Raw genomic sequence first — 14604 nt, forward strand, 5'->3', positions numbered from 1 at the left:
ATTTGAAAGGAGGGATTTTGTGTATTTCATGAGATCTATATCATCTTCACCAAACGATATTCATCAAATTTTTATGCGTTGGTCATCTTTAAAGCACTCTTTATTCGGCGCATTGATGGCTTCGCTTGCAGCCATTTTACAAGCTACCGGAGGAGTATTGCCAGGTATCGGCATGCTTCTAAGCCCATTTACAACTTTGCCGATATTATTAAGCACGCTAGTTTCAATTCGAACAGGCATTTTAACTTATATACTGACGATTTTATTATTATTATTAATGGAGCCTAGCGAACTATTTATTTTTCCGTTTACGACTGGTATTCTCGGGATTGGACTTGGATGGACATTTCGAATTTTGCACCGACGTTTGGAAATTATCCTTATTAATGGGCTTTTATTATTTACAGGAATTTGTATCCCCTTGTATGTTTTGGGCTTTCCTGTATTCGGACCTACCGTTGCATCTAATTTTGATGGTTTGATTTTATTAATGATTTTCGGATTTTCAATTCTTTATAGCTGGCTATGGCTGGAGTTAGGTTTGTTTTTTCTGCGTAAAATCGAAATAATTTTAAAATCCGGATAGATAAACACGAAAAAAGCATGATCCATAGTATCGGATCATGCTCTTTCCCTTCCCCATAATTCCGGGGGTGTTACGCGGAAAATTTGTTAGTTCTTCATTTCACTTCATGTTCACAAACTGTTCTTTCTGACGATTAATCGAATACCCCGTCAATGCAGTTTGATTGGCGTGACTGTCTTCTTAAGCCTCTTCCGGCAAGGGGTTCACGTTTCACTTTGTGTGACTTACACCTTCCACAGCCCGCTTTCAAGTTGCACTTCAAACAAAAAACTTACTGCTTACCGCTAACTGCTACACGTTCTATTCGTTCATATAGAATGTTGCGTTTTGAACGAATGAGTTGAAACCTAAATGCATGGTTCCCGACGAGATTTCCTTTCGCCAGTAAAGCAAATTTTCCGCCCAAGGCTGTGCAAATCTTCAGGTGAAGTCCGCTGTAGGTTACTCGTCTACCAGCAACTTCCACTGTTGTTTAGCCTTGTACTTAAGATATACCCCGTATAAAAAAGATTAAACATCTAAAACAAAACTTTTTTTATTAATTTGAATTAATTAGTTCCAATGCCTTTTTCACATACTCATCCTCACCATTTTTCACCCCTTCAATCGTCCTTTTTATCGGGATTGTCGGTTTGATACCAATTAAATGTGACTGGCTTCCATCGCCATTTAAGACTTCTGCACCCGTAAAGTGTTCAAATAAACCTCCTGGAATCGAAAAAATTTGGACATCTCCATCTGCACCCGCTGTCGGTTGACCGACAATTTCGGCAATCTCATTATCTTTAATATGCGCTAATATATATTCCGGTTGACTAATTGATCCTGCATAAGAGAGAAATACAAATTTCCCTGTAAAAAATGGTTTGAGCGGTTCAGTTTCGCTTCGATATTCATGGAATTTAATATCACCTTGATCTGGATAAATTATCTTTGGAATTAAATATATCGGCCCTTTAATAGGTTCGTCGATTAAATGCCCAACGAGATCGACCCAAAGCCTAGTCGTAAAAGGTCTCCCCCTTAAATCAAAAATAATTCCCTTGGCTTGCGATAGTAATTCAATGTTTTCAAAAACAGCAGGCATGACATCCTTTGTAAGGTCGATATAGTAAATCCCATCTTCAAGTTCCACAAATGATATAGTTCGATTAAATTCATCTAAATCCGGCCCATAAACGCCCTTCATAGATAAACTAAGTAATTTGTCATTCCGCTCTATTTCAAGTATTGCAGCATCATGAAATCTAAAATGTTTTGAGGCTAGATATGATTTCCACTGCTCCGACCCTGGAATTTCGGCTTTAAGTTGTTCGATGACGGTAGTCGAATCAACGCCGTTTTTTGATAGAATAATGTCCCCTGGTTTTAAACCTGAGCTTTCCTCTGCTACTGTTATGACTAATTTATCATCAATAATATCGGCAATAAACGGTAGCCACTTATCATTCAAAAGATACTTTTCTGTATCAAGAATATTTTTCACATGACCATCGGCTGTTTTCTCTAATAATTGTAGAAGTGAATTTATATAATCATCTCTGTTTTCATCTTTTGTTGTAGATTCTAATGCTACTCGAAGCTGGTCTTCCCAATCAGAATCCGTAACGTGAAAATATGGATAGAAATGTTGAAAGATATTCCAAGTTACGATAATCCCTGCATAACGAACATTTTCATCTGTACTAGAGTGAATTAGCGAAACAGTATCGATATCTTCGAGTAAGCGATCAAAACTTTTTCTGCTCTTTTCCGTTTGCCCAATCGTACCATCCTTGCCTTGATTTAACACTACTGGGATATAACAGATTAGATTTGAACCAATTTTTCTTTGTATAGATTCATTGATTTTCGGGAATTCATCGAATAATTTATTGTTATCCAATACCATCTTTTCATTTACCATAGACGCTACGATTCTTTCACTTGAATAGATTGTGGACTCTGAATAGCCTAAACCAAAATGTTGCCACGCGATTACTTCTGAACTTTCATCGATGGATGTTTTTATTTCTGGACCTTCATCATCAAAATAAATACTCATGGTTGGTGCGATAGGTAAAAATAATTCCTCTAAAAGCAATTTCAATTCGTCTATATTTTTAGCTCCTTTAACTTTTTGCACTCCATAAATAGCAAACTGTTCCCAATTTATCTGCGATGCTTCATCACTTGGATGAAAGTACCGAACATATCCGTACAACCTCGCAAATGATTCTATATTGTTAATGGAATTATATTCCATGGTGTATACATCTTCTTTAATATACATCGGCGCAAAAATGATGAAACAAGCGATAAATATAAACAGTACAATTCTTTTCGTTATGGTCACCACCCCCCTCCCTATAATATCGCTATTAAGATATATACGACTTCTACCCTTACAAGTTTCATTATTTTCAGAATAGATAAAACGCAAAAAGAATTTTAGTAATTCTATAGCTGAAGCCCCCGTAGCGATGTGCGGCACAAATAACTTCCTTTGTAAATTGAAATATATAGTTGATCGGAATGTAGGGCGGCGACTCCAGCGGGAAAAGCGAAGTGCGAAAGAGAAGTTCACTCTTTCCTTAGTCGAGACCCTGGACTGAGCGTAGCGAAAGCCGTCACGAAGAACGGCTTTTGCGACCGAAAAGCGAAGCGTTTGGGAGCACAGAGCTGTATTATTTTGCAAAGACCGCAAAATTATACAAATCGAACTCTTCGTTGTTCCATCGGCTCGGCGCTCGCCCGCAGGAAAGCGTCCGCCCGAAATGAAGATCAGCGGTATCAAAGACGAAAAAAAGTACTTGAATATGATTCATTCAAGTACTCCGTGATTTTTCGGATTTTTTTGTACAACACTCAAGGTAAATCCTTATCAATTAAATTATTCGCTTCTTGTATATCTCTTGATTTATGGGCTATTCTAGACGCTGCTGATGCCGCAATACTTGCGACTAGATCATCAAGGAATGTGTGAACACCGCGTCCTTTTTTCGTATCGAGTTCATTTATAATTCCAATCTTGTTTTTATCCAAATGACCAAACGTCGTTACTGCAATCGAACCGTATGTAAAAACAGCTCCCAATGCAATCGTTTCGTCAACCCCGAACAAACCTTCATCGGACACAACAATTTCTTGAAGCGGAGATGATAATTTTCCTTGTTCAGCCAACTCATCAAGTTCAATGCCGACTAGGATAGCATGTTGCAGTTCTCTTTTTTCAAGCACGCTTTCAACGGATTCAATACAATAAGCCATATCTAAATCCGGGTTATAAGGCAATTGCATTTCGTAAACGATATCAGCAATGTCTTGGATTTTAACTCTGCGGCGTGCCAATGCAGCTTTTGTCGCATCTTTCACAACTTGTGAATGGACTACTTTTCTTTTTTTGACCATTAAATACATCCCCTTTTTCTGACTGTCAAATTGAACTACTTCTATTATACCTAATGAAACTTAATATGTTACAATTTCAATATTAACGCATCTAGGAGGCTAAAATTAATGAAGCAAGGTAAAATCGAAGAATTTACGATTCAGAGTGAAGCGCTTGGCGAAGAAATGCAGGTACTTGTCCATTTACCTCATAATTATACCCCTCTTTACAAATATGCAGTCCTTATTGCATCTGATGGAAAAGATTACATACAATATGGCCGTGTTGGAAGAGTCATCGATGAATTCATCGAATCAGGTGAAATTGAAGACGTTATTTTCTTTGGCGTTCCTTATAAAAGCGTCAGTGAGAGAAGACGCATGTATCACCCTGAAGGAGATAAACACGAGGCCTATATTCGTTTTTTAGCACATGAACTTGTTCCTTACATTGATAATAATTATCCGACCTATCAGATTGGAGCAGGCAGAGGCTTGATGGGCGATTCACTTGCTGCCACAATATCCTTGCTGACTGCTTCTAAATACCCAAATACATTCGGAAAGGTAATTTTACACTCTCCTTATGTGGATGATTATGTGCTCAAGAAAGTGAATGCTGTTGAAAATACAGCTGCATTCTCGATTTATCACGTGATCGGGGAAGAAGAAACGGAAGTAAATACGCAAAAGGACGGTATTCAAGATTTTTTAAAACCGAATCGAGAATTAAAGAATTTAGTCGAATCTAAAGGGTTTTCGTACTTCTATGAAGAATTTAAAGGAGACCATACTTGGAAATACTGGCAACCCGACGTTCGTCGAGCAATCTCAATGGTGTATGGTCAGTAATAATAGATATATGACAGATAACCGCAACTTCTGTTATAATTATTGTTAGCGCTTCAATCTATAACAATTTAATTAGGAGGTTTTCATTATGAAGTATGGTATTGTAGCTTTTCCATCGAAAGAACTCCAAGATTTAGCAAACGGGTATCGAAAACGATATGACCCACATTATGCGCAAATTACTCCACACATGACAATTAAAGGCGTATTTGATGCGAACGACAAAGAGATTGAAGAAGTGGCAAGAGAAATTAAAAAAGTGACGGATAAGCACGGGCCATTTCAGTTAACCGTTACAAAGGTAAGCACTTTTGCTCCAATCACAAATGCAATCTATTTTAAAGCTGAAGCAAATGAAGAATTGATGAATTTACACAAAGACTTGAATTATAACTTTTTTGGCGATGAACCTGCATATGCGTTTATTCCGCATATTACAATCGCGCAAAAACTTACATCAGGTGAACATGATGATATTATCGGTCAATTGAAAATGATCGGCGTTAATCATACAGAAACAATCGACCGCATTCACCTTTTATACCAATTGGAAAATGGATCATGGAATGTTTATGAAACATTCCGCCTTGAAGGAGCTAAATAATTTTGTTTGATGTTAAAATCGTGACGACTAGTCGAGAAAAGGAGGATGCGTTTTCTGTTAGGCGAAAGGTGTTTGTCGAAGAACAAGGTGTTCCACTAAGTCTAGAGCTTGATGAACTTGATGAAACTGCAGATCATTTTGTCGTCTACACAGAAAACATGCCAATTGGGGCGGGAAGAATTCGAGAAAGCGATTCTGGTATCGGAAAAGTAGAGCGCGTATGTATTCTTCCCGAATATCGTGGAAAACGTCTTGGAAAACTTATTATGCAAGCACTCGAAGATCATGCTACTTATAAAGGATTCGAAAAAATCGTTTTAAACGCCCAATCCTATGCCATCCCCTTTTATGAGAAAATTGGTTATGTGATTACTTCACCGGAATTTATGGATGCGGACATTCCGCATCGAACAATGGAAAAAACAATAACAGAATAAAAAATAGCTGATTCATCTTCTCTTTCAAAGCAGATGATTTTCAGCTATTTTTCATTTTCTATTAACGCAAAATCCGGAATTACAGTTATTTTTTCTTAGTGTAACCCTAACTTAACGACTATCTACCGAGCATTTTCTCAATATCTTGAAAATTAACTGCTTTTCCATCATTAACAATGGATTTGACAAGTTCATCTTCCATATGAGATGAGACATTTTTATTCGCAAGTTTTCCTACGTTTCTAATAATTTTTCTTACTTGGCGCTCATCGCTAAAATCCGCATATTGAATAGCATTTGCAAGTGCAAATACTTCTTCCATCGGAACCCCAGTCTTTGATTCGATTTTCCGGAAAAATGAATCGTTCATCCGCTACTCCCCTTTCTTATACAAAGCTACTGCCGACAATAATGAGTAAAATGAAGAGAACGACGATGAGAACAAATGTTGAACCGCCATAATATCCTCTTCCGCGTCCACATTCCCCGCCATAGCCGCCTACACCGTAGCCGCCTCCGTAAGGATTGCATCCAAACATAAAAACCCCTCCTTCCCTTCTACATAGTGTATGCGGGAAAAAAGGGCGATACGGGGCAAGTGCACAGGATATTTAATTGGTTGAAATAGAATCTAAACCATTAAACCTACATACTGACAAGTCAAACCTTACCTTTTGGTCTGAAAATAACCGAGGCAATGAAGCCAAATAAAATTGCGGCACTAATACCAGAGCTTGTCACTTCGAACATCCCTGTTAATACACCGACAAATCCATGTTTTTCCGCTTCCGCCATCGCTCCGTGGGTTAGTGCATTCCCAAATGATGTAATGGGAACGGTCGCTCCTGCACCTGCGAAATCAATCAAAGGCTCATACAATCCAAATCCATCGAGAATTGAACCTGCGACAACGAGTATGCAAAGTGTATGAGCGGGTGTTAAATTGGCTACATCAAATAATAATTGGCCGATTACGCAAATAAGACCCCCGACAACAAATGCGGTAACAAATATAGACAACATATCTTTCACTCATTTCATTTCTAATTCAACCGCATGCGCGATGCATGGAATTGTATCTCCTTGTTGAAACGATAATGGGGATAATAATGACCCCGTAGCAATCAGAAGTACGCGCTTATATTCTCCGACCATCATCTTTTCATAAACATCTGAAAAATAAATTGCTGCAGAACATCCCGTTCCGCTTGCACCGGCTTGAAAATCTGAATCATCACCAAAAAACTCGGCTCCTGCATCCCGTAAATTATTTGTCGTTTCAATCTTTTTTTTGGCAATTAACTTTTGATAAATTTCAAATCCAATCTTTCCTAAGTCACCTGTAATAATTGTGTCGTAATGCTTCACTTTTCTTCCATGCCCATTTAAATGACGTTCTAATGTATCTGCAGCTGCTGGTGCCATTGCCGCCCCCATATTAAATGGATCGGTCACGCCAAGGTCAATAACACGGCCGATCGTCCCGCTTACGATTGCAGGAAATCCAGCCTGGTTCGGGGTAACTGCTGCAACCCCTGCTGCGGTCACTGTCCACTGGGCTGTTTCGGGTTTTTGCGAGCCGTATTCCACAGGATACCGAAATTGTCTCTCAACAGCATTATGCTGACTGCTCGCTCCTGCAATTGAACATGCAGACATACCTGATTCCGTTAATAATGCAGCTGTCAAGAGCGATGATATCGAGGTTGCGCATGCTGAAAACATCCCGACATAAGGAATTTGCAACTCGGATGCACAGAAATTTGATGGTGTCATCTGATTCACCAGATCTCCGATTAGCAAAAAATCTGCATCGTCTGGCACAAAACCTGCTTTTCGTAACGCAATCATACACGCATCTTCTACTAATTTTGAGTGTCCTTTTTCATTTGTCGGTTGTCCACTTCGTTCATCGTCATAGACTTTATCAAACAACGGCTTAAAAGGACTTTTTTTCTCAAGAGGTCCAACGACGACACCCGTGGCGGCAATCGTAGGATTTGTTCTAAATTTTAGAAGTCCTTTCACTACCATGAGACAACACCAAACTTTACTAATATTGTTTTTATAAGTGCCACAATAAAAGCAGAAGCAACGCCAAATAAAATAACTGATCCTGCGAGCTTGAACATATTTCCACCAACGCCGAGAACATAACCTTCACTTCTATGTTCAATAGCAGCTGATATTACAGCATTACCAAATCCCGTAATTGGGACAGCTGAACCTGCGCCTCCAAACTGTGCAATTTTTCTATATTGTCCAAACCCAGTTAACAGCATCGCTATAAAAATTAACGTCGCAACTGTTGGATTGCTAGCCGTTCGTTCAGTGAAATCAAAATAAGTCATATAAAAAACTGAAATACCTTGTCCGATTAAACAAATTGTTCCACCTGTTATAAATGCAGTAAATAAGTTTCGTATCAGTGGAGGTTTCGGGGATATTTTACTTTCTAATTCGGCATACTTTTTTTCGTCCATCATGTCTCCTCCTCCGATAAAGTTTTCAATTCTTTGATCTTTTTAGGAAACTTATCCTTATCTTCCAAATCCATAAGCTTCTTCGTTTCTTGAATGATTTTACTGTCCGCTGATACAGTGACCTTAAAGTCTTTATAATGTTTCTCTAGTTTCTTTGTTAACTCTTTTTCGATTTTAGCTTTATGGAATCTAGAAAAAGTTTTAACTGTCACCCCCGAAAGGATTTCCTTCTCATGAAAAATAGCGATAGCGCTCACTAATCGATCATCATCTTCAAATACCTTTTCTGCTTTTCCAATGTCTTCATTCGTGTCATTTTGGATATGCACGCCATTTTCTACTTGGACACAACCTGCTAGAACTAGTAACAGTAGCAAGGAATAAATTAATTTATTGATATGGCTTCGCCTCCTCTTGTAATAGTATGCCAAAAATCGATTCATTTTATTCAAAAATAGTCGTCTGCCCTGTCGTTATATTCCTTATCGCATAAAGTATAGAGAACTGATAAAAGGAGGTGGAATTAATGGGATGTGGAAGAGAAGATGATGTTAGAGGAGTCCGCCATCACGACAGCTGTATTTGTGAAGTAGTTCGCGCTATTAAACGAATCCAAGGCGTTCGGGATGAAGATGATTGTGATGATTGCATAACGGACTGCTTCATATCACCACTTGGCGGTCTTGTTAGTCCGACACGTGGTCGTATTAACACACGGGTCTTCATGCTATTAACAGATGATGGTGATCCATTCAAAGCTATGTTTAAACGTCAAAGAAGAAGAAGAAGAAACCGAGACCGAGACCACGGCAAGGATGGCAGAGACGGCTTAGGATCTGAACATGGAAGAGATAAGCATCGAGATCGGGATAACTGTTTCTCAGTCTTTTTCCGGGTACAGAATGTTTTCGACAACTGCTGTGCGACATTACAAGTACTTGAGCCACGTGATGAAGACGGAAGACGCGTAGATATTTTGAAAAACGGCAAAATCGACTTTGACAAATTATGCGATGTTGAAGAATTTGAAGCAACTGACTCTTGTATTACAGTTGATTTGAAATGCTTCTGTGGAGTCCAATGTATTAAAGACGTATTTATCGACTGTGACAGAGATTAATAGGTAAACCTGCAATGCTAGACTGCCCGATTGATAATTCAATCGGGCAGTCATTTGATTAATCTCATCAAAAAAGGCCGAACGGAATTCTTTCCGAACGGCCTTTTTATTATTTATCTAGAAATGGTTTTCCCCGCCATAATACGTCTTTGATTGTATCAATTTCTACGGTGATAATTAAATCTTCCTCATTAGCCAGTTCTATAAAAACTGTTTCATCATCAACTCTATTTATTGCACCTTTTAGGATTTCATCCTCAAGTACAAATTGAAGCGGTTTGTAAATTTGCCTTTGGAATGGACGTCCAAGGTTAGTAATCTTGTTAAAAACTTCTGAGTTCGTCCGAACTTTCTTCTGGACTTCCTCTACTTCCTCTACTTCTTCTGTATGAATAAATTCTTCCATCTCTTCCCCATTCAGCACAAATACTGATGTGCTTTCCTCATCCGTGGTGGCAACCCGAATATAAATCGGCGGCCCGTGAACGAATAATAAAGGTTCATTTTGATAAATAATTCGCACATCCTTTTTGAACTTAGTATATGCACTACTTATTTTTGATGTTCATCGACAGGAAGGCCTTATAAGTCAGCAATGAAAGTAGTTGCCAGCCCAAGATAAATAAGTGTACTTAACAGATCATTCAATGTCGTGATAAAAGGACCCGATGCAACAGCAGGGTCAATCTTCATTTTGTGCATGAACAACGGAATGAATGAACCTGAAATCGTTGCAACAAAAATGGATACGAAAATAGCCGCGCCAACAAGCAGTCCGAGAAGAAACTCTTGCTTCCAAATATAGACTAATCCCACAACAAATACTGCACAAACAATGCCAGTCATCAATCCTGTTCCAGCTTCTCTCAGTAATAATTTAAACTTGCTTTCATCTTCGATATCTCGCGTGGCAATTCCGCGTACTGCTACTGCTAGCGCTTGTGTTCCGCTATTCCCCGCAGTTCCCGCAATCAAGGGAATGAACGCGGCCAAAAGAGCAACTTTCTCGATTGTCGCTTCAAATGCACCGATTAAATTCGCAGTTAACATACCAAGGATCAATAATATAATAAGCCAAGGAAGCCTCTTTTTTGCTGCCGATAATGAGTTTTTATCAAATGTGTTCATGTCTGAAACAGCAGCAAGTTTGGAATAGTCATCCGAAGCTTCTTCTTCGAGAACGTCAATAATATCATCGACTGTAATAATCCCGAGTAAATGTTGTTGAAAGTCGACAACAGGTACCGCAAGAAAATTATAATCTTTAATCATTCGAGCAACATTTTCCTGGTCTTCACTAACAAGCACGCTAACAACTCGATCATTCATAATGGTATGAATGAAAGTATCTTCATGCGCAATGATTAAATCTCGAAGTGAAACAACGCCTGTTAATTTTTCACCTTCATCCACAACAAATACATAATAGATTGTTTCAGCGTCGGGCGCTGCATTCCGTAAAATCGTCATCGCGGATCTGACAGTCGAATTTTGCGGAATCACTACATATTCTGTGGTCATTATTGAACCGGCTGTATATTCTTCATAATGTAAAAGAGCCTTAATTTCGTTCGCTGCTTCTTGGTTCATCAATGTCAGATAACTGACGACTTGCGCTTTATCAAGTTCATTTAAGACATCTACCGCGTTATCCACGAACATATTAGCAAACATGTCAGCGGCATAAGTCGTGTCCATCTCTGAAAGGAACTTTTTATAATCTTCGTCATCAATTTCACTTAACTCGAAAATCTCCGCAAGTTCTTTGGGAGATAAATAATAATAGATTACCTTCCTTATTTCTGGATCTACTTTTTTATAAAAAGTTGCTCGGTCATAAGGGTGAAGCACTAGGAAACCAGAACGAAATGATTCAATATCCTTGTTTTCCAGGGCTTCAATTAGTTTCTCTTCATCATAAATAATTTCTTCTTCGTTCTCGATTTTTCCAACCATTGCCGCACCTTCCTTTCCATAAACGCGGTACTTCTGGGTATAATAAAATTAATGGGACAAATTAAAAAAGGATGAATAATTATGAATCGCTACGATATTATCGGTGATATACATGGTTGTTTCGATGAGCTTTCACAATTAATGATCAAGCTGGGTTATACAATGGAAAATGACATCCCCATTCATCCGGAAGGCCGTCAATTAGCCTTTGTCGGCGATGCAATGGACCGGGGGCCTGATTCATTAAAGACACTTAACCTCATGTTTCGACTCCAAGATACAAGAAAGCTTATTTATTCCCCAGGAAATCACTGTAATAAGTTCTATCGTTACGCCAAAGGGAACCAGGTTCAACTCCAGCATGGAATTGAAACCACGGTTGCGGAACTTGAACAGCTTCCATCCAAAGAACGTCTATTTTTCTTAAAGCGATATATCGAATTTTATGAGGCTTTACCTTTATATCATACCCTTGACGATAAAAAACTCATTATCGCACATGCAGGTATTCGCGAAAACCTTCTCGAATCGACTAACAGGAAAAAGATTCGATCCTTTGTTTTATATGGTGATACAACGGGTGAAATCCATCCAAATGGCCGTCCTGTTCGCAGGGACTGGGCAAAACATTATCACGGACAACCATTTATTGTCTATGGTCATACACCTGTTAGAGAGGCGCGCTTCATTCGTAATACTGTGAATATCGATACCGGTTGCGTTTTTGGAGGTCAGTTAACTGCGATACGTTACCCGGAGAAAGAAACAATCTCCGTTCCTTCCTCCCAACCATTTATAGCAGACCGTTTTAGTGAGTTTGACTAAGAATTCTATTTATATCAAGCGGTAGATTAGCTTTAAAAAATAAAGGTTCATTTGAAATTGGATGATTAAACTGTAGTGATTCGCAATGCAGCGCTTGCCGCGATATTAATGTTGGACTGCCCCCGTATAAGTCGTCCCCATGGATTGGATGACCTGCCCACTTCATATGTACCCTTATTTGATGCGTTCTACCCGTATGCAGTTCAAGTGCAATTTTTGTCAGTTTTAGTCGATCTTTCACGAACCTTTCAATGACTTGGACTTCTGTCCGTGCAACTTGTCCATCATTGCGAACAACACGTTCAATTATGCTGCCATCTTTTCGCCCTATCGCTTCATTAATCAGCATCTGATCGGAATGAAAATGGCCTTCCACGACAGCTACATAACGTCGTTTAAAGGTTGAGTTATTAACTTGCTTTCCAAGTAAATGATGAATATGCCGGTTCTTCGCAATGCAAACTAAACCGGAAGTATTGTGATCTAATCTCGTAACGACATGAACAGTCGATGGAATTTGCTCACGGACAAATTTCCCCGCAACAAAATTGGCGATTGTTCCAGATTGATGATTATAGGATGGAATTGTGCCTTGATACGCCGGTTTATCGACAATTAACAAAACATCGTCTTCAAATACAACAGACAAGTCACCATCTTCGGCTTTGAGCCCAGCGCTCGTTTCTTCAGGCGGAAAATACACTTCAACCCTATCCTTTTTGTACAGTAGATTTCGCACATCTCTTTCAATGCCATTAACCAAAAGCATTCCGCCATTATATTTGATTGCTGTTAATGTTCTTTTTGAAATATCATGCGCACTCAGAAAATCGCGCAGTCGAATCCCATCTTCTTTCACGTGAAAGGCGAGATGGAATCTTAAATCCTTGCCTTTAGCCACTATTATCAATAAAGGAGTCCTTCACACGTCTCCAAAATGGAAATGGCCGGAATCTCGCGAAACGAACTTTTTCTGAAGAAACTTTATATTCGATTGACTTGACGTCTTTGTGAAGTAGTTGCAAATGATCCACAGTCACCATGAAATCCGGTCCATTTACCGGTTTCAATACACATTTGTGATGATCCGGTAAAATTAGCGGAGAACCGACAGTACGGAACACACGGTTGTTAATCGAAGCCATTTCCGTTAGCTGCATAGATGGCAGAGACGGATGAACCAACGCCCCGCCATTCGATTTACTATATGCGGTAGATCCAGATGGTGTCGACATACATAAACCATCTCCCCGGAAACGTTCAAAATGATTACCGTTTAATAAGACATCCATCACCAGGGTAACATCTGGAGATTTCACTGATGATTCGTTAAGTGCTAGGTAATGTAAACTTTCTCTTTCACCTTGATAATTAATCGTCACGTCCAAAAGCGGATATTCTATAACTTCAAATTCTTTTCTGGCAATGCTAATGACAAGCTTTTCAATTTCAGATGGCTTCCAATCAGCATAGAAACCCAAATGTCCGGTATGGATTCCAACAAAAGCCGTCTTTTTTAACCGATAACTATATTTATGAAAAGCATGCAGCAACGTTCCATCGCCGCCAATCGATAAAACAATATCTGGTTCATCTTCGTCGAAGACGAGGCCGAATCCAAGTAAATAATCTTTCGCTTCAAGCATTAGCCGATTTGACAATTCGTCATTTCTCGACTGTATTGAAAACTTCATTTTTTTCGCCTCTCATTCTGATCTTGATCGTTGAATCCACTAGTTGGATCTTGTTTATAAATACTAAAGTATTGCTGCGCATCTTGAATTTCATCTCGAATAAGAGACATCTCTTCGTCTAACCGAAAAGCAGCCTCAGCCGCACGTTCCAATCGATGGCTAATTTCTTCAGGAAGCGCACTTTCGTATTTGTAATTTAAAGAATGTTCTATAGAAGCCCAAAAATTCATGGCCAAGGTTCGAATCTGAATTTCAGCTAAAATTGTTTTCTCCCCGTGAACTGTTTGAACAGGATAATTAATGATGACATGATATGAGCGATATCCACTGGCCTTTTTATTTGAAATATAATCACGTTCTTCAATTACCTCAAGGTCGTTCCGTTCGCGCAAAATTTCAACGACTGATTTAATATCGCTAACAAACTGACACATAATTCGTAAACCGGCAATATCGGGCAATTCAGCCGCTAATTCGTCGGAAGGTTCAAATGGTATTCCTTTTTCAAGGGTTTTGTCATAAATACTCGCACGTGGTTTCACTCTGCCGGTTACAAACTCTACAGGTGAATGTACATCTTCTAAATCATATTGTGAACGAATCCCTTTTAGCTTCACTTTTAACTCATCGACAGCTTGTTTGTATTGTTCTAGAAATTTATTCCACTGCGGCATTTCA

At 39.0% G+C, this 14604-nt stretch carries 19 protein-coding genes; 6 read left to right on the forward strand and 13 right to left on the reverse strand.

Annotated elements, in window-relative coordinates; genetic code table 11:
- The first annotated feature begins 28 nt into the window (after nucleotides 1–28).
- Nucleotides 29–586, forward strand: a complete 558-nt coding sequence (locus G8782_RS05450; protein WP_172369870.1) for a hypothetical protein — start codon at nucleotides 29–31, stop codon at nucleotides 584–586.
- Nucleotides 587–1124: 538 nt separating this feature from the next.
- Here G8782_RS05450 and G8782_RS18670 read toward each other — a convergent pair.
- Together G8782_RS18670 and G8782_RS05460 are read right to left on the reverse strand one after the other, a co-directional pair.
- Nucleotides 1125–2921: a S41 family peptidase gene (locus tag G8782_RS18670; RefSeq protein ID WP_172369871.1), complete on the reverse strand. Its 1797-nt coding sequence runs from the start codon at nucleotides 2919–2921 to the stop codon at nucleotides 1125–1127.
- 512 nt (nucleotides 2922–3433) lie between these two features.
- Nucleotides 3434–3976: a phosphatidylglycerophosphatase A family protein gene (locus G8782_RS05460; RefSeq protein WP_172369872.1), complete on the reverse strand. Its 543-nt coding sequence runs from the start codon at nucleotides 3974–3976 to the stop codon at nucleotides 3434–3436.
- Between the two features lie 108 nt (nucleotides 3977–4084).
- Here G8782_RS05460 and G8782_RS05465 point away from each other — a divergent pair, with 108 nt between their 5' ends.
- The 3 genes from G8782_RS05465 to G8782_RS05475 all read left to right on the forward strand — a co-directional run bounded on the left by G8782_RS05465 (nucleotide 4085) and on the right by G8782_RS05475 (nucleotide 5848).
- Entirely contained in the window at nucleotides 4085–4807 is a 723-nt protein-coding gene (locus tag G8782_RS05465; RefSeq protein WP_172369873.1) for an alpha/beta hydrolase, read from the forward strand.
- Nucleotides 4808–4895: 88 nt separating this feature from the next.
- Nucleotides 4896–5411, forward strand: a complete 516-nt coding sequence (locus G8782_RS05470) for a YjcG family protein (protein ID WP_172369874.1) — start codon at nucleotides 4896–4898, stop codon at nucleotides 5409–5411.
- A gap of 2 nt (nucleotides 5412–5413) precedes the next feature.
- Entirely contained in the window at nucleotides 5414–5848 is a 435-nt protein-coding gene (locus G8782_RS05475; protein ID WP_172369875.1) for a GNAT family N-acetyltransferase, read from the forward strand.
- A 118-nt stretch (nucleotides 5849–5966) separates the two neighbouring features.
- Here the strand turns inward: G8782_RS05475 and G8782_RS05480 are convergent, their stop codons facing one another.
- The 6 genes from G8782_RS05480 to G8782_RS05505 all read right to left on the reverse strand — a co-directional run bounded on the left by G8782_RS05480 (nucleotide 5967) and on the right by G8782_RS05505 (nucleotide 8783).
- On the reverse strand, nucleotides 5967–6218 hold the full coding sequence (locus tag G8782_RS05480) for a stage VI sporulation protein F (RefSeq protein ID WP_172369876.1): 252 nt from the start codon (nucleotides 6216–6218) through the stop codon (nucleotides 5967–5969).
- 16 nt (nucleotides 6219–6234) lie between these two features.
- Nucleotides 6235–6387 carry a YjcZ family sporulation protein gene (locus G8782_RS05485; protein WP_172369877.1) on the reverse strand — a complete coding sequence of 51 codons (153 nt, stop codon included), beginning with the start codon at nucleotides 6385–6387 and terminating at the stop codon, nucleotides 6235–6237.
- 121 nt (nucleotides 6388–6508) lie between these two features.
- The gene (gene spoVAE / locus G8782_RS05490; RefSeq protein ID WP_172369878.1) at nucleotides 6509–6871 is read right to left on the reverse strand and encodes a stage V sporulation protein AE; all 363 of its coding nucleotides are present in this window, start codon (nucleotides 6869–6871) and stop codon (nucleotides 6509–6511) included.
- Between the two features lie 9 nt (nucleotides 6872–6880).
- Nucleotides 6881–7882, reverse strand: a complete 1002-nt coding sequence (locus G8782_RS05495) for a beta-ketoacyl-[acyl-carrier-protein] synthase family protein (protein ID WP_172369879.1) — start codon at nucleotides 7880–7882, stop codon at nucleotides 6881–6883.
- Entirely contained in the window at nucleotides 7876–8331 is a 456-nt protein-coding gene (gene spoVAC, locus G8782_RS05500; RefSeq protein ID WP_172369880.1) for a stage V sporulation protein AC, read from the reverse strand. Before spoVAC ends, G8782_RS05495 begins: the two co-directional genes overlap by 7 nt.
- Complete coding sequence (locus G8782_RS05505) at nucleotides 8331–8783, reverse strand: hypothetical protein (protein WP_172369881.1); 453 nt, start codon at nucleotides 8781–8783, stop codon at nucleotides 8331–8333. Before G8782_RS05505 ends, spoVAC begins: the two co-directional genes overlap by 1 nt.
- Nucleotides 8784–8857: 74 nt before the next feature.
- On the opposite strand from G8782_RS05505, the gene G8782_RS05510 reads away from it, so the two are divergent.
- The gene (locus G8782_RS05510) at nucleotides 8858–9451 is read left to right on the forward strand and encodes a CotY/CotZ family spore coat protein (protein WP_172369882.1); all 594 of its coding nucleotides are present in this window, start codon (nucleotides 8858–8860) and stop codon (nucleotides 9449–9451) included.
- A 109-nt stretch (nucleotides 9452–9560) separates the two neighbouring features.
- Here the strand turns inward: G8782_RS05510 and G8782_RS05515 are convergent, their stop codons facing one another.
- Together G8782_RS05515 and mgtE are read right to left on the reverse strand one after the other, a co-directional pair.
- On the reverse strand, nucleotides 9561–9974 hold the full coding sequence (locus tag G8782_RS05515; RefSeq protein ID WP_172369883.1) for a hypothetical protein: 414 nt from the start codon (nucleotides 9972–9974) through the stop codon (nucleotides 9561–9563).
- Nucleotides 9975–10033: 59 nt separating this feature from the next.
- Nucleotides 10034–11407: a magnesium transporter gene (gene mgtE, locus G8782_RS05520; RefSeq protein ID WP_172369884.1), complete on the reverse strand. Its 1374-nt coding sequence runs from the start codon at nucleotides 11405–11407 to the stop codon at nucleotides 10034–10036.
- Between the two features lie 81 nt (nucleotides 11408–11488).
- On the opposite strand from mgtE, the gene prpE reads away from it, so the two are divergent.
- Nucleotides 11489–12232 carry a bis(5'-nucleosyl)-tetraphosphatase PrpE gene (gene prpE / locus G8782_RS05525; protein ID WP_172369885.1) on the forward strand — a complete coding sequence of 248 codons (744 nt, stop codon included), beginning with the start codon at nucleotides 11489–11491 and terminating at the stop codon, nucleotides 12230–12232.
- On the opposite strand, the gene G8782_RS05530 is transcribed toward prpE, so the two are convergent.
- Genes G8782_RS05530 through yjbM form a run of 3 tightly spaced genes read right to left on the reverse strand, consistent with a single transcriptional unit; the run spans nucleotide 12216 to nucleotide 14600 of the window.
- A complete protein-coding gene (locus G8782_RS05530) occupies nucleotides 12216–13133 on the reverse strand; it encodes an RluA family pseudouridine synthase (protein ID WP_172370226.1) in 918 nt (305 codons plus the stop codon). The genes prpE and G8782_RS05530 overlap by 17 nt on opposite strands.
- A complete protein-coding gene (locus G8782_RS05535; protein WP_172369886.1) occupies nucleotides 13126–13926 on the reverse strand; it encodes an NAD kinase in 801 nt (266 codons plus the stop codon). The genes G8782_RS05530 and G8782_RS05535 overlap by 8 nt, the downstream gene beginning before the upstream one ends.
- On the reverse strand, nucleotides 13923–14600 hold the full coding sequence (gene yjbM / locus G8782_RS05540) for a GTP diphosphokinase (RefSeq protein ID WP_172369887.1): 678 nt from the start codon (nucleotides 14598–14600) through the stop codon (nucleotides 13923–13925). Before yjbM ends, G8782_RS05535 begins: the two co-directional genes overlap by 4 nt.
- Between the last annotated feature and the right edge of the window lie 4 nt (nucleotides 14601–14604).

It is taken from the genome of Sporosarcina jiandibaonis (assembly GCF_013184495.1).
Taxonomy (GTDB): domain Bacteria; phylum Bacillota; class Bacilli; order Bacillales_A; family Planococcaceae; genus Sporosarcina; species Sporosarcina jiandibaonis.